At 37.8% G+C, this 15,731-nt stretch carries 19 protein-coding genes and 1 riboswitch; of the genes, 13 read left to right on the forward strand and 6 right to left on the reverse strand.

Annotation, left to right across the window (positions count from 1 at the left end; translation table 11 throughout):
- The first annotated feature begins 4 nt into the window (after positions 1 to 4).
- A complete protein-coding gene (locus tag ACYQ0O_RS07575) occupies positions 5 to 1,891 on the forward strand; it encodes a SurA N-terminal domain-containing protein (RefSeq protein ID WP_459891828.1) in 1,887 nt (628 codons plus the stop codon).
- A gap of 9 nt (positions 1,892 to 1,900) precedes the next feature.
- On the forward strand, positions 1,901 to 2,785 hold the full coding sequence (locus ACYQ0O_RS07580; protein WP_459891829.1) for an SDR family oxidoreductase: 885 nt from the start codon (positions 1,901 to 1,903) through the stop codon (positions 2,783 to 2,785).
- 46 nt (positions 2,786 to 2,831) lie between these two features.
- Here the strand turns inward: ACYQ0O_RS07580 and ACYQ0O_RS07585 are convergent, their stop codons facing one another.
- Together ACYQ0O_RS07585 and ACYQ0O_RS07590 are read right to left on the reverse strand one after the other, a co-directional pair.
- The gene (locus ACYQ0O_RS07585; protein WP_459891830.1) at positions 2,832 to 4,661 is read right to left on the reverse strand and encodes a triose-phosphate isomerase; all 1,830 of its coding nucleotides are present in this window, start codon (positions 4,659 to 4,661) and stop codon (positions 2,832 to 2,834) included.
- Positions 4,662 to 4,909: 248 nt separating this feature from the next.
- Positions 4,910 to 5,425 (reverse strand): LysM peptidoglycan-binding domain-containing protein, encoded by a 516-nt coding sequence (locus ACYQ0O_RS07590; protein WP_459891831.1) that lies wholly within the window; start codon positions 5,423 to 5,425, stop codon positions 4,910 to 4,912.
- 180 nt (positions 5,426 to 5,605) lie between these two features.
- Between ACYQ0O_RS07590 and ACYQ0O_RS07595 the strand changes: the two genes are divergently transcribed.
- The 8 genes from ACYQ0O_RS07595 to ACYQ0O_RS07630 all read left to right on the forward strand — a co-directional run bounded on the left by ACYQ0O_RS07595 (position 5,606) and on the right by ACYQ0O_RS07630 (position 10,215).
- Complete coding sequence (locus tag ACYQ0O_RS07595; protein WP_459891832.1) at positions 5,606 to 5,863, forward strand: AtpZ/AtpI family protein; 258 nt, start codon at positions 5,606 to 5,608, stop codon at positions 5,861 to 5,863.
- A complete protein-coding gene (locus ACYQ0O_RS07600; protein WP_459891833.1) occupies positions 5,841 to 6,302 on the forward strand; it encodes an ATP synthase subunit I in 462 nt (153 codons plus the stop codon). Before ACYQ0O_RS07595 ends, ACYQ0O_RS07600 begins: the two co-directional genes overlap by 23 nt.
- Positions 6,268 to 6,972: a F0F1 ATP synthase subunit A gene (gene atpB / locus ACYQ0O_RS07605; protein WP_075068630.1), complete on the forward strand. Its 705-nt coding sequence runs from the start codon at positions 6,268 to 6,270 to the stop codon at positions 6,970 to 6,972. The genes ACYQ0O_RS07600 and atpB overlap by 35 nt, the downstream gene beginning before the upstream one ends.
- A 65-nt stretch (positions 6,973 to 7,037) precedes the next feature.
- A complete protein-coding gene (atpE, locus tag ACYQ0O_RS07610; protein ID WP_075068631.1) occupies positions 7,038 to 7,364 on the forward strand; it encodes an ATP synthase F0 subunit C in 327 nt (108 codons plus the stop codon).
- Positions 7,365 to 7,456: 92 nt separating this feature from the next.
- Positions 7,457 to 8,098 carry a redox-sensing transcriptional repressor Rex gene (locus ACYQ0O_RS07615; RefSeq protein ID WP_459891834.1) on the forward strand — a complete coding sequence of 214 codons (642 nt, stop codon included), beginning with the start codon at positions 7,457 to 7,459 and terminating at the stop codon, positions 8,096 to 8,098.
- 99 nt (positions 8,099 to 8,197) lie between these two features.
- Positions 8,198 to 8,839, forward strand: a complete 642-nt coding sequence (locus ACYQ0O_RS07620; RefSeq protein ID WP_459891835.1) for a TVP38/TMEM64 family protein — start codon at positions 8,198 to 8,200, stop codon at positions 8,837 to 8,839.
- Positions 8,840 to 8,853: 14 nt separating this feature from the next.
- Positions 8,854 to 9,594, forward strand: coding sequence for a SagB/ThcOx family dehydrogenase (locus ACYQ0O_RS07625; protein WP_459891836.1), 741 nt, complete (start codon positions 8,854 to 8,856; stop codon positions 9,592 to 9,594).
- 18 nt (positions 9,595 to 9,612) lie between these two features.
- On the forward strand, positions 9,613 to 10,215 hold the full coding sequence (locus tag ACYQ0O_RS07630) for a CDP-alcohol phosphatidyltransferase family protein (protein ID WP_459891837.1): 603 nt from the start codon (positions 9,613 to 9,615) through the stop codon (positions 10,213 to 10,215).
- Between the two features lie 21 nt (positions 10,216 to 10,236).
- Here the strand turns inward: ACYQ0O_RS07630 and thiC are convergent, their stop codons facing one another.
- The 4 genes from thiC to ACYQ0O_RS07650 all read right to left on the reverse strand — a co-directional run bounded on the left by thiC (position 10,237) and on the right by ACYQ0O_RS07650 (position 13,546).
- Positions 10,237 to 11,493, reverse strand: a complete 1,257-nt coding sequence (gene thiC, locus ACYQ0O_RS07635; RefSeq protein WP_459891838.1) for a phosphomethylpyrimidine synthase ThiC — start codon at positions 11,491 to 11,493, stop codon at positions 10,237 to 10,239.
- A gap of 47 nt (positions 11,494 to 11,540) precedes the next feature.
- Complete coding sequence (gene thiD / locus ACYQ0O_RS07640; protein ID WP_459891839.1) at positions 11,541 to 12,326, reverse strand: bifunctional hydroxymethylpyrimidine kinase/phosphomethylpyrimidine kinase; 786 nt, start codon at positions 12,324 to 12,326, stop codon at positions 11,541 to 11,543.
- 3 nt (positions 12,327 to 12,329) lie between these two features.
- Positions 12,330 to 13,118 carry a sulfide-dependent adenosine diphosphate thiazole synthase gene (locus ACYQ0O_RS07645; protein ID WP_459891840.1) on the reverse strand — a complete coding sequence of 263 codons (789 nt, stop codon included), beginning with the start codon at positions 13,116 to 13,118 and terminating at the stop codon, positions 12,330 to 12,332.
- Between the two features lie 66 nt (positions 13,119 to 13,184).
- A riboswitch (TPP riboswitch) is annotated at positions 13,185 to 13,284 on the reverse strand.
- A gap of 49 nt (positions 13,285 to 13,333) precedes the next feature.
- Positions 13,334 to 13,546: an FmdB family zinc ribbon protein gene (locus ACYQ0O_RS07650; protein ID WP_459891841.1), complete on the reverse strand. Its 213-nt coding sequence runs from the start codon at positions 13,544 to 13,546 to the stop codon at positions 13,334 to 13,336.
- A gap of 239 nt (positions 13,547 to 13,785) precedes the next feature.
- On the opposite strand from ACYQ0O_RS07650, the gene ACYQ0O_RS07655 reads away from it, so the two are divergent.
- The 3 genes from ACYQ0O_RS07655 to ACYQ0O_RS07665 are packed head-to-tail and all read left to right on the forward strand — an operon-like array spanning position 13,786 to position 15,727.
- Positions 13,786 to 14,400 carry an HD domain-containing protein gene (locus ACYQ0O_RS07655; protein WP_459891842.1) on the forward strand — a complete coding sequence of 205 codons (615 nt, stop codon included), beginning with the start codon at positions 13,786 to 13,788 and terminating at the stop codon, positions 14,398 to 14,400.
- Positions 14,363 to 15,265 (forward strand): D-alanine--D-alanine ligase family protein, encoded by a 903-nt coding sequence (locus ACYQ0O_RS07660; protein WP_459891843.1) that lies wholly within the window; start codon positions 14,363 to 14,365, stop codon positions 15,263 to 15,265. Before ACYQ0O_RS07655 ends, ACYQ0O_RS07660 begins: the two co-directional genes overlap by 38 nt.
- 3 nt (positions 15,266 to 15,268) lie before the next feature.
- A complete protein-coding gene (locus ACYQ0O_RS07665) occupies positions 15,269 to 15,727 on the forward strand; it encodes a universal stress protein (protein ID WP_459891844.1) in 459 nt (152 codons plus the stop codon).
- The last annotated feature ends 4 nt before the right edge of the window (positions 15,728 to 15,731 follow it).

Below are 15,731 nucleotides of genomic sequence, written 5' to 3' on the forward strand. Positions count from 1 at the left end.
ATACATGTTAGATGGAATGAGAAAAAATGCACGGTCTTGGGGAATTAAGCTCATTTTTGGGGTCATTATATTGGTTTTTGTTTTTTGGGGGGTTGGCGGTTTTAGGGTTAATAAAAGAAGTGTACTTGCTAAGGTAAATGGAAAGCCAATAATGACCCGAGATTTTTTGAAGGCTTACCAAAGTGAATATGAAAGGATTTTAAAACAGCGTCCAAATTTAACCAGTGAAGATTTAAAGAGATTTGGGTTAAAAAAGGCAGTTTTTGATCAACTTGTAAACCAGGCGTTACTTTTGCAGGAAGCCAAACAATTAGGTGTCTTTGTATCTGATTCCCAGCTAAGGAATAAAATAACTTCCATGGATGTTTTTAAGGATAAGAATAAGGTGTTTGATCCCAAGAGATATGAGATGATTCTTGCATCAAATAATCTAACCCCAATGGAATTTGAAGGTCTTGTTGAAAGGGATATGAGGATTAAGGCCCTTAAGGAGTTAATTACATCCTCAGTCACTGTCTCAGATGAAGAGGTAAAGGACCTGTTTGATTTTATAATGAGGGAGGGAAAAATAGAATACCTGGAGTTTAGTCCCGAGAGTTATATGGACAAGGTCTCAGTATCAGATGATGAAATAAAAAAATACTACAATGAACATAGAACGGAGTTTAAGGAGCCAGAAAAGATACAAATAAAGTATATAAAGATCACACCAGATACCCTGGCTCCTCTTATGCAAGTGACAGATGAAGAGATAAGGTCTTATTATGAAAAAAATAAGTCCAAGTTTTTTGAACCAGAGCAGAGAAAAGTTGCCCATATTCTCATTAAAATAGATAAAAATGACAAAGATGGTAAAAAAGCCAAGAAAAAAATAATGGAATTGCTTAAAAGGATAAAAAAAGGGGAAGATTTTCATAAATTGGCTAAAAAATATTCACAAGGGCCCAGTGCCAAAAATGGTGGAGATATTGGTTGGATAAAAAAGGGTGAGACTGTAAAAGAATTTGAAAATCTGGCCTTTTCCCTGAAAAAAGGTGAAGTTGGTGGTCCTGTAAAGACAGTATTTGGATACCATCTTGTGTTGGTTGAAGATATAAAACCTGCCCACTATAAGTCTTTAAACGAGGTTAAGGGGGATGTAAAAGATATACTGGCCAGAGAAAAGGGAGCAGATAAGGTAGAGGAATTTCTGGACAAGGTATTGGATATTGTGTTTAATACAAACAATATTGATACAGCCGCAAGTAAATTAAATTTAACCGCCAAGACCAGTAAGCTTTTGTCAAAAAAAGATATGCAGAGTTTGTACAATATTAAGCCAGAAGATATTGATCAGCTTTTTTTAATGGAAAACAACAAGGTATATGAAAATCCAATAATAATAAAAAATGGGTATATGATAGTTAAAAAGATAAAGGATGTCCCAGAGCGGATTAAAAAATTAGATGAAGTTAAAGATGTAGTGTTGATTAAACTAAAGAAACAAAAGGCAGAAAGACTTGCAAGGGATACTGCGAACCTGGTATTGAATAAACTAAAGAAAGGACAGCTCCCAAAAGATTACAAGGGAAGAGTTAAGGACTCTGATTTTTTTAAATTATCAGATAGGTATATACCTGGTTTGGGTTCCAGTGGTCTTCTAGCTAAAGATCTCCTTTTGGCAAAGATAGATACATGGTTATCAAAAGTATATAAGGTGGATGATAAGTATGTGGTGGTAAAATTAAAAGAGATTAGGTCGCCGGACGAGAAATTGTGGGAAAAACAAAAAGAATTTTGGGAAAAAATGGCGAAAAACAGAAAAAAAGAAATTCTTTTTAATGATTTTCTAACTGGGATTAGAAAAAAGGCAAAAATAGAAATTTTAAACCCTGATTTTTTGCAGGGGTAGTGAAAATATATGGAGAAAACTAAGGTCTTAATACTAGGTGGTAAGAGGGGGCTTATTGGAAAGGCCCTCTCTTTTGTTTTTTCCAGGGATCCTGATTTTCATGTAATCATCCACGATAAGTCTGATTTTGATGTACTTGATTTTAAAAAGCTATCTGAGTTTTTAATAGATATCCATCCAGATATTGTTGTGAATGCTGTTTCCTATAATCTGGTGGAGCAGGCAGAGGAAAATCCTCAATTGGCGCATAGGGTAAATCAAAAGTTGCCCAAACAATTGGTGGAAATATTAGAAGACAGAAATACATATTTAGTTAACTTTAGTACATATATGGTTTTTGATGGTAAGAGGACCATACCATATCTAGAGGAAGATGGGCCAAATCCAAAATCGGTCTATGGTATGTCAAAATTAAAGGGGGAAGAGGCAATAATTTCTGGCCATCTAAAAAATTGGATTATTATCAGGACCTCTTGGCCCTTTGGCCCTTGGGCTGCAAATTATGTTGATGATATTATAAAACTGGTTATGCAAGAGGACAAAATTTGTGCGTGTCACAATAGGGTCTCAGCTCCCACATATACCCTTGATCTTGCTGAATATACCTGTAAGTTAATAAAAAAGAAGGCTAGAGGTATATTTAATGTGGTAAATAGTGGTCAGGCAAGTTTATGCGAGGTGGCCCAGGAAGTGATAACTCTTCTTGGACGGCAATGTATTGTTGAACCAATTATTGAGAAAGATAAAGAAAAAATAGACAAATTCCCAGAATATGGGGTATTAGACAATTCAAAGTTAATAGAGTTTTTGGGTGAAAAGCCCAGGTCCTGGATGCTCGCCTTAAGGGAATATATTTTTTCTCACTACAAACATGAAGTAGAGTTTGAAGATTAAAATAGGGCCAGAAGAGAAAAAATAGTCTCCTGACCCAACCATTTTGTTATTCTTCCTCTTCCTCTTGCTCTTCTTCTTCCAATTCCTGGTGGATCTTAAGAAGCTCTTCAAATCTAATGTCAGCGCCAAAAACCCCAATTATTTCCTCTTCTTCATTAAATATGGGCGATGAGACCGTGAGGCACAATTTTCCTGTATAAACAGACCTATAAAAATCGGTTATAAACATCTGGCCTGTTTGCATGGGCATTTTGAACCATTCTCTGTCTGAGTGGTCTTCTCCTTCAATAAGTTGTTTGAACCTTGCCCTGTCCTCTGGGTGACTTATGACCCATGTAAATAATCTACCATATTGGTCTGTAATGTATGCAAACTGGATAAAGGGATAATTGGACATTAGTTCATTGAACTTTTCCTGGATACTTTCTTTATCTAACTTTGTAATTCCTTCACACAGTCTTTCAATAATTTTTGCTGCTATCCTGTGGGCAGTTTCTTTGAGATAATCGAATTCAGACTGGAAGAATTCTGGAAGATATCTCTTGGCCAGGGCCATCATCTCTTCGTGTGACATGGAAGTGGTTCTACCCTTGTTATATTGTGCCATTATTTTCTTGTAGATATTGCCAACTGCTGGATGATTTTTGGTGATTTTTTTATCCTCTGGAAGCTTTAGGTGATGATTCAGCCAGTAGGCTATGCCAGCGCGTCCAGATTTATCAGTGATAATTATTGGAACAGGTCTTCCAAGTAAGTGATTTGTGTCAAATATGTTATATATTTCTTCGTTTTTGGACAGTCCGTCTACGTGGATTCCCGCACTGGTTGCATTAAAGTCTCTACCAACAAATGGGTAATTAGGTGGAATATTGTATTTGAGTTCTTTTTGAAAATATTCTGCTATCTCATTTATCACCTGGGTATTTGCAGCATCATCATCGCCTGTTATGGATATGTACTCGATTACAAGTGCTTCAATTGGGGCATTCCCTGTCCTTTCTCCAAACCCTAGTAATGTGCCATTGGCTGCCGAGCATCCGTAAAGCCACGCAGTGGATGCATTAATAAGTGCCTTGTGAAAGTCATTGTGTCCGTGCCATTCAAGCCATTTGCCTGGCACTTCCGCTTCATCAGTAAATGCCCTGATGATTTTACCAACACTCCTGGGTAATGCTGCACCAGCATAGGGTACCCCATAACCCATGGTATCGCATAGTCTGATTTTTACAGGCATGCCACTTTGTTTTGACAATTCCATTAATTTTTGTGCAAATGGGATACAAAAGCCATATATATCTGCCCTGGTTATGTCTTCAAAATGACAACGTGGTATAATTCCAAGTTCAAGTGCCATTTCTATTACTTCAAGGTAATCCTCCATGGCCTTTTTTCTATCTTTCCCCAACTTGAGATAGATGTGATAGTCTGATACTGAGGTAAGCATCCCTGTTTCTTTTAGGTCCATTTGTTTAACAAGCTTTAAGTCCTCTTTGTTACACCTTATCCATCCAGTTATTTGTGGGAATCTATACCCTTTTAACTGACACTCTTCTACTGCCCTTTTGTCCTTTTTAGAGTAGAGGAAAAATTCTGACTGCTTAATTAAACCACTCCTACCGCCCAGTTCATGGAGAAGGTCAAAAATTTTACTTATTTGCTCCACTGTATAGGGAGGACGTGCCTGTTGGCCATCTCTAAAAGTGGTATCAGTTATCACCATTGGTTCTGCAGGTCTTGGCATTACAAAGGTGTCGTCAAAGCTTATCCTACATACTTTTTTATATGGATATAGTTGTCTGAATAACTTGGGCTCTTCAGGATTTATTAGATCAAGACGAGTACCCAATGACTTTAGATGTAAAAATGAATAGCTCATACCTCTCTCCTATAGGTTTTAGTTATAAGTTATATGCCCTAAAGAGAAAATATTGTAATATGAAATTACAATATGGCTATACAATAAAATAAATTAGGGCTATCTTTCTGTATGGTTAAAATTCCAACCAATAAATCTATAGGCCTGGTGAAAATATATAGACCTTATTCATGGTTTGGAATCCATAAAATTATTGTGGGGCCAGATAGTTGGCCCCTAAAATTTTGGCGGGAGATAACTGGAAATTTTTATTTAAAGCCCCAGTTAAGCTCTGCTCTTAAATTCGCTGGGATATTTGCATCCATTGGAGGAAGATATGGTCTAGGTGCCCCAGCGGACTTCCTGCTCATTTTAAGGTCTTCTAAAGAAAATTCTCTTGGGATCCTGAATACTTGACCTGGATAGATCAAATCTGGATTCTTGATCTTGTCTCTATTGGCCTTGTAAATAAGTGGCCACATAAAGGGATCATTATAAACCTGTTTGTATTCTGCTATCCACCACAAACACTCCCCTTTTACCACTGTATGTGAGGTGGGAAGATTTTTGTAATTCATTTTGTAGAGTTCCTCTGGTGTGGGAGTTTCTTTTACAACAGTCTGAGGTTTTGGTTGAGGCTTTGTCTCAACCACCTGTTTTTTTACTGTGGCTTCTTTTTTTGGAGTAACAGCTGCAGTTTTTTTCTTTTTAAAAAGAGAACAGCCTGACGTTACCATTAACAGGCATACAAGTAATACTGTAGCAATTTTTCCACCCTTAACCATAGTAGACCTCCTAAATTTTTTCCTTAGGTTTCCTTATTATCATGCTGAAGATATTCTTAACCCATTTTTTTTATTTTATCAAATAAATTTTTATACATTAATCACTAAAACAACGAGTTGACTTTGTTTTTTCCGTGTGCTATGTGCTCTTACCAGGTTTGTGAATAAAGGAACAAGGGGATGTTCTTTAAAAAATGGGATAACGAGTATATAAATAGCCTCATGAAGGCAAGTGTGGTGGGTATACATCTGGTAACTGCCACATTTGTTGGTCTTGCAATTGGCTATTTTCTGGATAAATGGCTTGACACAAAGCCCATTATGACCATTATTTTTCTGCTTTTTGGAATTGTTGCAGGATATAAAAATATGTATATGGAGATAAAGGGAATACATGGAATGGGCAAGAAAAAGGATGGAGACAAAAAAAGTGAGTGATTTTTTAGATCCTTACATTGCATCTGAACCAGTGGTGAGGTGGATTGTAAGGGTTCAGTTGGTTCTTTTGAGTGTGGGAATGGTATTGTTCTTTTTTGCTCATGGAGTTGTATGGGCAGGTTCATTTTTAGTAGGAGGTCTTTTGGTCTTTTTTAATTTTATAGTGTTGGCTCGGATTTTACCAAACTTAGTTGTTAGCAAAGACAGTCGGGCGTCAATATTTTCTTTGCTTTTTAGTTTTTATTCAAGGTTAATCTTTACAGGAATTGTATTACTTGTATGTATTGTATTTTTGAGAATGCCCATATATCCTCTTATTGTGGGACTTTCTACTATTATAGTGGGTATAATTTTTTGGATAGTTAGATATATCTTTACAACCAAACACAAGGAGGCAGAAGGTTATGTCAGAAGTAGCTCCTCACGTATTGCTTCTTGAAAAATTGATGGATGTATTGGGCCTTGTTGATAAGCATGGTCATAGCTTGGTCCCTCAGCACATCCTATATACTTGGCTTGTTATGTTGATTTTGATTTGTCTAGCATGGTTTGGAACCAGGAGGTTGTCCATGGTTCCAAGGGGGCTTCAAAACTTTTGGGAGATAATAGTGGGAGGAATGGAGGATTTTGTGTATTCAAACATGGGTCCTTCTGGTGCAAGGGTATTTCCTCTACTCATGACTATTTTTATATTTATTCTGTTTTGTAATTTTATAGGACTTTTCCCAGGCTGTAATGCCCCAACTGCAAACTTAAATACCAATGCAGCAATGGCCCTTACAGTTTTTGTATGGTACAATATTTTGGGATTAAAGGAACACGGTGCAAAATACATTAAACACTTTACAGGCCCAATTGCATGGTTGATGCCCCTTATGTTGCCAATAGAGATCTTGAGCCATTTGGCAAGGCCACTTTCTCTCACAGTTCGTCTTTTTGGAAATATCTTTGGTGAGGAACTGGTCCTTTTGCTCTTCTTTATGTTGCTTCCAGTAATAGCCACGTTGCCAATATACTTTTTATATGGACTTGCTGATACAATCCAGGCATTTATATTCTTTATGTTGTCTATGATTTACTTTAAGATGACCTTTGAGGAAGCCCATTAACTTTAGGGGGAAATGGTCTTTGTAGGCCTTTTAAACAAATATAAATTTTTAAGGAGGAGTTTGTTATGCGTAAGGTTTTGTTCACTCTCTTAAATGTAGTAGCTGTTCTCTGTGCTGCATCAGCAGCCTTTGCAGCTGAGGGAGCTGTGGCACCTCAGGTGGTTTCAATGATTGCCATTGGAACTGCAATTGGTATGGGTCTTGCCGCTCTGGGATGTGGAATTGGAATGGGTTTTGGACTAAGGGGCGCTTGTGAAGGAACCGCCAGAAATCCTGATGTAAGTGGTAAGATCACAGTTACAATGCTCATTGGTCTTGCAATGATCGAGTCTTTGGCAATTTATACCCTTGTTATTGATTTGATCATTCTCTTTGCTAACCCATATCTATAATTTTTGGGTAATGGAAGTTGAAAGAGGGGGAATTGTGTCCCCCTCTTTTTTATGTTTGTTTTGTGAATTTTTTCTCAAATAAGATTGTCCTAATGTTGAAAAAAGAGAGAATACCCAAAGTCACTATACACAGGATGGCTGTGTATCTTCAGGTGTTAGAGGAGCTCCATAGAGATGGGGAAGAAGTGATTTCTTCCAGTAAGCTTGCAGAGCTCTGTGGAGTCAATTCTTCTCAAATAAGAAAAGACCTGGCCTATTTTGGGGAATTTGGTGTTAGGGGTGTAGGATATTTTATTAAGGATTTGATTGCGTCTATTAATCACTTTTTAGGACTGGGCAAGGTATGGAATTGTGCCATAGTTGGCATGGGTAACCTGGGTAGAGCAATTTTAAGACACAAGGGCCTTCCAGAGAGGGGTTTTAGGATAGTTGGCGCTTTTGACTGTGATCCATTTAAAATAGGGGAAAAGGTTGGTGACCTGGAAATCATATGTACAAGGCGTCTTAAAGAAAGGGCAAGGGAACTGAATATTGAGATTGGCATAATAACAACCCCTCCAAATAGGGCACAGCGCGCTGCAAACCATATTGTTGAAGCAGGGATCAAGGCAATTGTTAACTTTGCGCCCACCAGGATTTCTGTACCAGAGGACGTAATTGTGGACTATGTTGATTTTTCAACCCATCTCATATACCTATCCTTTAATCTTTCTCGAACTAAAAAGAATATTTAATTGACCTTTTTTTTCTGCGTTGATACCTATATCTACCAGCTATTTTGTAAAAATAGGGGAGTTATGGATAGGGGCAAATATACTTTGATTTTTTTTGTTATGTTTCTTTTAATTTTTGCCATTATATGGCACATTCCCCCTTTTTGTAATTACACAGATCCCTCTAAATTAAGGTCTCTTTTCCTTAGGCTGGAACAATCTCCCTTTCTATATCCTTCTATTATATTGGCTTTTATTGTTGCAGGTATTACCATGTTTCCTGTGACGGTTCTGACCACTGCTACAGCACTTTTCGTTGGGATTGAAAAGGGTCTTATTCTCTCCCTCACAGGCTGTATCGTGAGTGCGGTTTTTACCTTTTGTGTTGTTAGATCTCTGGGTTCAAGTGCCAAGGAATACCTGTTATCTAAGGAAAAGATTAAAAAGCTAAATAAACTCATTAGTGAAGATGGAGTCACTTCAATTATGATTCTTAGGATGGTTCCAATTGGATACACAATAATTAGTGTCACTGCTGCATTATCAGACATAAAATTTTCAAAATATATTTTGGGTACAATAATAGGAGTGTTTCCCGATTTAGTCCTCTGTATATTTTTGGCAGGTAGCCTTCACAACATAATAGTTACTGGGAACAGCCGATACATCTTTTGGATAGTGATTGTAGGGATCTTATTTATTGGTCTATGGTCATATCTTTTAAAGAATTTTGTAAAAAGGTTTAAAAAAATCGAGTGGTAGTAAAAGGGGTAGATATGCCAGATTTAAAAAATAGCCTGGGATGGCAATATATACAAAAGACGAAATTTAGCAGAGAGAATATTTATACCTTAAAAAGACCAAGAATATATCCCAGTGCGCCTTTCAAGTTTTATCCAGATGCAGAAACCTATGATTTGCCAGTGCCATGTGAGTTAAACACTGATTTGATTTCACTTATTGCAACAAGGAGATCTCATAGGGAATTTAAAAAACAGGTCATTAATCTTAAAGAACTCTCAACTATACTTTGGTCAGGTTATGGTGTTAGAGAGAAGACTGGAGACTTTTATTTTAGAAATGTCCCATCTGCTGGAGCACTATACCCCAATGAAGTTTATGTATTTCCCTTTAATGTGGACGGATTAGTTAGGGGTGTATACCACTACTTTCCAAAGGACCATTTATTGGAATTAATTAAAAGGGGGGATTTTAGCCACCAACTAGCCCATGCATCCTTGGGTCAGGGTTTTGTATCAAAAGGCGCTTTTACCATTGTGTTTTCAGCAGTTTTTAGGAGAAACATGGCAAAGTATGGGCATAGGGGACTGAGATATATTCTACTTGATGCAGGCCACATTGCCCAGAACATGATAATTGCAGGAGAGGCCTTGTCCATTGGGAGCTGTCCTGTAGGGGCGTTTTTTGATGATGAGGTAAACAACTTGCTTGAAATAGATGGGGAAGAAGAGAGTGTTGTGTACATGGTGGCCTTTGGAAAGAAGTTGGTAAATTAAGTAACCACTGGGGGATATATGGCTCTTAGAAATAGTTATCTGGGTAATATCTATTACACCCTCTTACAAAAATTTATTGTCCCTAAACTCAAGGAAAGTGGGTTGGGCCCAAATAAAATTACAATAATTGGCGGGGTAGTATCCCTTATGGTACCCCTGGGATTTTATTTTTCTCCTCTAATAGGAGCCATGCTAATTTTAGTCTCAGCTATATTCGATAGCCTGGATGGGCAAATTGCAAGGAGTATGGGAGAAAAAAAATTTGGTGCATTTTTAGATTCAACTGTGGACAGGGTGTCTGATTTTTTTTATCTCATGGGACTTATGATAGTTTCCGGAAACACGTCAAAAAGTTTAATTCTTACATTTTTGATTTTTATTGCCCTTGTGTTGACCCTTTTGTTTAGTTACACAAAGGCCAGGATTGAAGGCCTTGGTGGGAGCTGTAATGTGGGTTTTATGGAGAGGGCAAAAAGGGTTATATATCTTATTGTATTAAGTGTGTTTATCCCATTTTTTAACAGCTCTAGCCTTATTTTATATGGGATTATAGTGTACAACTTTTTACTTATCTATTCAATTTATCAGAGGATTTTGTGTGCAAAAAAAGTTTTAAAATAGGGGAGATGTACTCCCCTATTTTTATTTTAGCATTTTAACTGCACAAAATTCTCCACACATAGCACATTCTTCCTTGGATGCAAATTTTTCCCGCCTCTTTTTTATAATATTTGGATCCAGTGCATGTTCTATGATTTTATTCCAGTTTAACTCATTTCTTGCCAAAGAGATCATTTTGCTTCTATTTTTTGCATCTTTATACCCAAGTGCAATCTCTGCAGAGTTGGCTGCTATCAAAGATGCCATGACTCCTTGGTAAACATCATTTTCATTTGGCAATGTAACGTGTTCTGCTGGGGTAACACAACATAGAAAATCTGCACCTGCATATGCTGCGAGTGCTCCTCCAATGGCACCAGTAATGTGATCATAGCCTGCGGCTACATCTGTTGTTAAGGGACCTAACACATAGAGGGGCGCATTGTGACAAATGGTCTTTATGGTTTTAATCTGGGCTATTACCTGATCAAGGGGTACATGTCCAGGACCTTCGATCATAACCTGGACTCCCATGCTCCACGCCTTTTTTGTGAGTTCGCCAAGTATAATAACTTCTTCTATCTGAGCCCCATCTCCAGCATCGCATATTGCACCAGGCCTTAGGCCATCACCAAGGCTTATAACCACATTGTACTTGAGGCAGATATCAAGGAGCTTATCAAAATTGGTGAAAAGGGGATTTTCCTTGTTGTTTGCTTCCATCCACTTTGCTAAAATAGACCCTCCCCTTGATACAATCCCAATGGCCCTGTCCCTGGCCATCCTAGCTGCCCTTTTGCTCACCCCACAGTGAAGGGTCATAAAGTCAACCCCTTGCTCAGCCTGTTTTTCAATTTCTTCTAATAGTTCGTTTTCTGAGATTTGACTTACGTCTTTGCCCCTTTTTATGTATTTTTGGGCAACGCTGTAGATTGGAACTGTTCCCACTGGAACAGGGGATTTTTCTATAATTTGCCTGCGGATTGAGTCTAAATCTCCTCCAGTGGATAAATCCATAACTGTGTGTGCCCCTGCCCTTAAGGCAGCCTCTAATTTTGATAACTCTAGCTTCACATCACAGAGAAAGGGAGATGTACCTAAATTTGCGTTCACTTTTATTTTTGAAGGCTGGCCAATTAATGTGGGAGTTACAGATCTATGGTTTGGGTTGCATAGGACAACCATTTCTCCCCTGTTCACATATCCTTTTATGTCATCAAAGTTTAATCCTTCTGTTTTATAAAAATAATCTCTGTTATTAGTGAGTATGTCCTGTAATATGTTGTTTTTATCAAGCATGAAATTTTTCCTCCAAAAATCTGTTATATTTCTCCCACACTAGCTATTTATTGTTTGGTCCATATCCGTCTACCTTTTCCCAATTTGAAACTGGACTCAAACACATTTTCCATAAATGATTTACTATTTTTAATGGAATCTATAATAGGAAGTCCCTTTGCAAGATTTGCAGCTATTGCAGAAGAAAGAATACATCCTGTTCCATGTACTTCTGCCTTATGGAGCATTTGCCCGGAAAATTTTAGGACAGATCTTCCATGGAACAAAAAATCTGTACCTTTATTTTTATTCGCCAAATGCCCGCCTTTAATCAATACATATTTTACGCCTAACTTCTGTATCTTTTCTGCTGCTTCAAGGATTTCATCTTCATTTTTTATTTTAATTCCAGATAAGATACTTGCTTCAAAAATATTTGGGGTAATTATATATGTAATTGGAATTAGATTATTTATTAGCAAATTTAAGCCTTCATCTTGCAATAATCTATAGCCAGAAGAAGATATGATAACAGGATCCAGTACGATTTTCTTTATGTTGTATTCTTTTAATATATTACTAACTGCTAATGCTATTTTTTTTGAGAACAACATCCCAATTTTGACTGCATCTATCTTAAAATCGTCTAGTATTGCCTTTAATTGTGAGGCAACCACATCGTCAGGTAATCCATATACATCAAAAACTTTCTGGCTATTTTGTGACGTAATGGCCGTTATTACAGATAAGCCATGGACTCCATGTTCCCAAAATGTTCTTAGATCGATTTGGACCCCAGCACCAGAGCTGGGGTCTGATCCTGCTATTGTCAAGGCAATAGGAATATTTTCCATTGTTTATTTTATTCTTTTGATTATTTCTTCAGCTACTTTTACACCAGATAACAGCATACCCCCAAAAATGGGTCCCATCCTATATGAGCCAAAACACGCATTTGCTGCCATACCAGCCACAAATACACCTGGAAACACTTCCTTGGTATTGTCAATTGTATGGGCTTCTGCAACCTCCGCCCACATGGACTTCTCTCCTTCAATTTTTCCACTTGGAGTAAAAAGCCTCACATCATTTTTTTGAATGAGTGTATTTACAACCTCCAGGTCATGCCCTGTTGCTTCTATTAAGTATTTGCATTTTATTACTACAGGGTCCACATGAAGTCCTGCAAGTTCAACTGGGGATGAATTCACAACAATACCAGTTACCCTTTTTTCTCCATCTATTACCCTTAACACCACGTCCTCAACAGACATGCAGTTAAAAATTTTTGTCCCAGCTAGGGCAGCTTTTGCAGCTAGCTGAGTGGTTGCCAGGACTGCATCTGCAGTGTAATATCCTTTTTTATATTCTTTGCAGGGTATACCTGCTTCATCTAATATGTGTTTACCTTCCTCCTGGACCACAATAATGTTCCAGGTTACTCCGCCTCCCCACATGCCACCGCCAATGGAGAGCTTTCTCTCAAAAATTGCTACATTAAGTCCTTTTTCTGAAAGCTTCCATGCACAGGTAAGTCCAGAGGGACCAGCACCCACTATGGCCACATCCAGGTCAATTGCAGATTTGAATTTTTCAAAGAAAGTAGTGGCAATAGCTTCAGTTACAATGGTTTCTTCAATAGGCATATAAAAACTCCTTTTTTTGATTGTTAAAAGAATGGGAATGGTTCGGATGCATCAGTGGGCGGGGCCCTGGCATCCTTCCGAATTCCCTACGCCAGTATTACCTGGATCAGGTTCCATGGGTATGATCTCAGCCCCACGCCATATGGGGGCACCCCAATCGGAAGCCCAGGATGAATGACCAATATGTTAATTAATAGATCTGTTCATTGCAAGGTCTAATTTTTTCTTTCTCTGTTCATACATTCAGGGACCTTAAAACCACCTTTGCCCTTTGGAATGCCCTTTGGTCTAATAGATGCTGCTGAGATCTTTTTTCTCAATTTTTTAGAACCACATTTTGGGCAAATTGGAGAAATTTCTTCCTTTGGTAAGATTACCAGTTCAAATTCATTTGAGCAATCTAAACATTTAAATTCATATATGGGCATGGTCCTCCTCCTTAAAATTGGTATTCATTTGCAGAATCCAAGAAACACTATACACTGAAATCCATTTTTTCAAGTTGATTTTTTTGTCAATATTTTCTTAAATAATGTAATCTGCTTATTTCTTTAGCGCCGATTTATGGACCAAGGGATTAGTGAATAGTGAGTAGTGGAAGGTAGAAGGGTTGAAACCTTGAACTTAACACTTTGAACGTTGAACCTTGAACATTGGGATATGAGCCATGTACAAAGATTATTATGATGTTTTAACACCTTTTGAGATTTTAGATAATGGTTGTGGTTCAATACCTGATGAAGGAGAGTGTTTTCGTCTTTGGGATGAATATGAGATGATGGAACACATAAAGGGACACAGTATCATGGTAGCAAAAGTGGCCCTGGAGATATCCCTTAGGTTGAAACAAAAGGGTTATTTAGTGGATGAAAAATTGGTATATGCAACAGGACTTTTACATGATATAGCAAAGACATACACCATAAAAAATGGGGGATACCACAGCCAGCTTGGAGCTGTGTGGATGTTGGATAGGACAAAAAATTATGCCATAGCCCATGGAATATTGCACCACGTGTTTTGGCCTGGTCCTATTGATTTTAAAAGGTTTTGGCTTCCTTTGATTATAATATATTCTGATAAGAGGGTTAACCATGACAAGATTGTCAGTTTAGAAGATAGACAAAAATACATACTTAAAAGATATGGTTGGACCTATGAGAGGATGCAGAGGATCCTCTATTCCTTTAAACAGGCAAGGTTGATTGGGGATAAATTAACAAAAATTATGGGGGTAGATGTAAATGCGTGTACTTTTAATAGCAGGGGGATGGTCAGCTGAGAGGGATGTTTCTTTAAGTGGAGCAGAGTTTATTGAAAAGGCACTTACAGACCTTGGACATGAGGTGATTTTCTTTGATCTAGCAAAGGATTTAGAGAATTTACCTAAAATTGCCAGGGAAGTTGATTTTGCATTTATAAATTTACATGGATCTCCTGGAGAGGATGGTTTGGTGCAGGCTATGCTAGATCTTTTTGAATGCCCATACCAGGGAGCAGGTCCAGGTCCTTCAATGATAGCCTTAAATAAGGTGTGTACCAAGGTGATTTTTAAGGAAAATGGGATACTCACCCCTAAATGGGAGTTTATTCCCATGCCCCCTGGCAACGATTGGACTCCCATGCTGGAGTTTCCCGTGGTTGTTAAACCAAACAGTGGTGGCTCAAGTGTTGATATTGAGATAGTGGATAGTAAAGAGGGTTTGTTTTCTGCTATGAAAAAAATTTTAGACCAGAGAGAGGGGGTATTGTTAGAGGAAAAAATAGATGGCATGGAGATCACATGTGGTGTTTTGGGAGACAACTCCCTCCCTCCAGTATTAATTGAACCAGGCTCTAAGTCTGATTTTTTTGATTATTACAGTAAGTACACCAAGGGTGCGGCAAAAGAGATCTGTCCTGCTCCAATTTCTGAAGATTTAAGTAAAAAGATAATGGATCTTGCCCTTAAATGCCATAAGGTTTTGGGACTTTCAGGATATAGCAGGACAGATTTTATTGTACAGGGCAATGAGATCTATGCATTAGAGGTAAATACCTTGCCTGGAATGACTGAGACCAGTCTCCTTCCCCAGGAGGCTGCTGCTATTGGTATTGATTTCAAAGGGTTAATTCAAAGGCTAATTGAGCTTGGGATGAGGAGGTAGTAGATGGATAATGGATTTTATAAACATATTTTGGTAATGACTGATTTTAGTGAAGATTCCTTGTATGCAGTTAAGATTGCTGGAAAGCTGGCAAAAATGTCTGGATGTAAGCTTACAATTTTACACGTTGCCCACGACGAGAGCCAACTCTCTTTATTTGGTGGTGAAGATTTTCTAAAAAAAGTAATTGAGAGGTTAGATGAAGAGATAGATTCAAAATTTGAAAATTTAAAAGAGGAAGTCAGTATTTTAAAGCAAATAGAGGTAACCAAGAAGATCAGGCGAGGGATACCATACGTAGAGGGACTGTTAGAAATAGAAAAAGGAATATATGACCTTGTGGTTATGGGATCCCATGGCAATACCAGTATTAAAAAATTTTTTTATGGGAGTACAGTTGAAAAGGTTGCCAGGAGATCTCCTGTAAGTGTGCTGATAACCAGAAGGCCAAGGTCCAAATAGACCC

It is taken from the genome of Desulfothermus okinawensis JCM 13304 (assembly GCF_054654515.1).

Excerpts from the sequence above, each read along its gene's own strand:
- ACYQ0O_RS07575 (WP_459891828.1), top strand. The coding sequence starts at position 5 with ATGTTAGATGGAATGAGAAAAAATGCACGGTCTTGGGGAATTAAGCTC.
- ACYQ0O_RS07580 (WP_459891829.1), top strand. The coding sequence starts at position 1,901 with ATGGAGAAAACTAAGGTCTTAATACTAGGTGGTAAGAGGGGGCTTATT.
- ACYQ0O_RS07585 (WP_459891830.1), bottom strand. The coding sequence starts at position 4,661 with ATGAGCTATTCATTTTTACATCTAAAGTCATTGGGTACTCGTCTTGAT.
- ACYQ0O_RS07590 (WP_459891831.1), bottom strand. The coding sequence starts at position 5,425 with ATGGTTAAGGGTGGAAAAATTGCTACAGTATTACTTGTATGCCTGTTA.
- ACYQ0O_RS07595 (WP_459891832.1), top strand. The coding sequence starts at position 5,606 with ATGTTCTTTAAAAAATGGGATAACGAGTATATAAATAGCCTCATGAAG.
- ACYQ0O_RS07600 (WP_459891833.1), top strand. The coding sequence starts at position 5,841 with ATGGAGACAAAAAAAGTGAGTGATTTTTTAGATCCTTACATTGCATCT.
- atpB (WP_075068630.1), top strand. The coding sequence starts at position 6,268 with ATGTCAGAAGTAGCTCCTCACGTATTGCTTCTTGAAAAATTGATGGAT.
- atpE (WP_075068631.1), top strand. The coding sequence starts at position 7,038 with ATGCGTAAGGTTTTGTTCACTCTCTTAAATGTAGTAGCTGTTCTCTGT.
- ACYQ0O_RS07615 (WP_459891834.1), top strand. The coding sequence starts at position 7,457 with ATGTTGAAAAAAGAGAGAATACCCAAAGTCACTATACACAGGATGGCT.
- ACYQ0O_RS07620 (WP_459891835.1), top strand. The coding sequence starts at position 8,198 with ATGTTTCTTTTAATTTTTGCCATTATATGGCACATTCCCCCTTTTTGT.
- ACYQ0O_RS07625 (WP_459891836.1), top strand. The coding sequence starts at position 8,854 with ATGCCAGATTTAAAAAATAGCCTGGGATGGCAATATATACAAAAGACG.
- ACYQ0O_RS07630 (WP_459891837.1), top strand. The coding sequence starts at position 9,613 with ATGGCTCTTAGAAATAGTTATCTGGGTAATATCTATTACACCCTCTTA.
- thiC (WP_459891838.1), bottom strand. The coding sequence starts at position 11,493 with ATGCTTGATAAAAACAACATATTACAGGACATACTCACTAATAACAGA.
- thiD (WP_459891839.1), bottom strand. The coding sequence starts at position 12,326 with ATGGAAAATATTCCTATTGCCTTGACAATAGCAGGATCAGACCCCAGC.
- ACYQ0O_RS07645 (WP_459891840.1), bottom strand. The coding sequence starts at position 13,118 with ATGCCTATTGAAGAAACCATTGTAACTGAAGCTATTGCCACTACTTTC.
- ACYQ0O_RS07650 (WP_459891841.1), bottom strand. The coding sequence starts at position 13,546 with ATGCCCATATATGAATTTAAATGTTTAGATTGCTCAAATGAATTTGAA.
- ACYQ0O_RS07655 (WP_459891842.1), top strand. The coding sequence starts at position 13,786 with ATGTACAAAGATTATTATGATGTTTTAACACCTTTTGAGATTTTAGAT.
- ACYQ0O_RS07660 (WP_459891843.1), top strand. The coding sequence starts at position 14,363 with ATGCGTGTACTTTTAATAGCAGGGGGATGGTCAGCTGAGAGGGATGTT.
- ACYQ0O_RS07665 (WP_459891844.1), top strand. The coding sequence starts at position 15,269 with ATGGATAATGGATTTTATAAACATATTTTGGTAATGACTGATTTTAGT.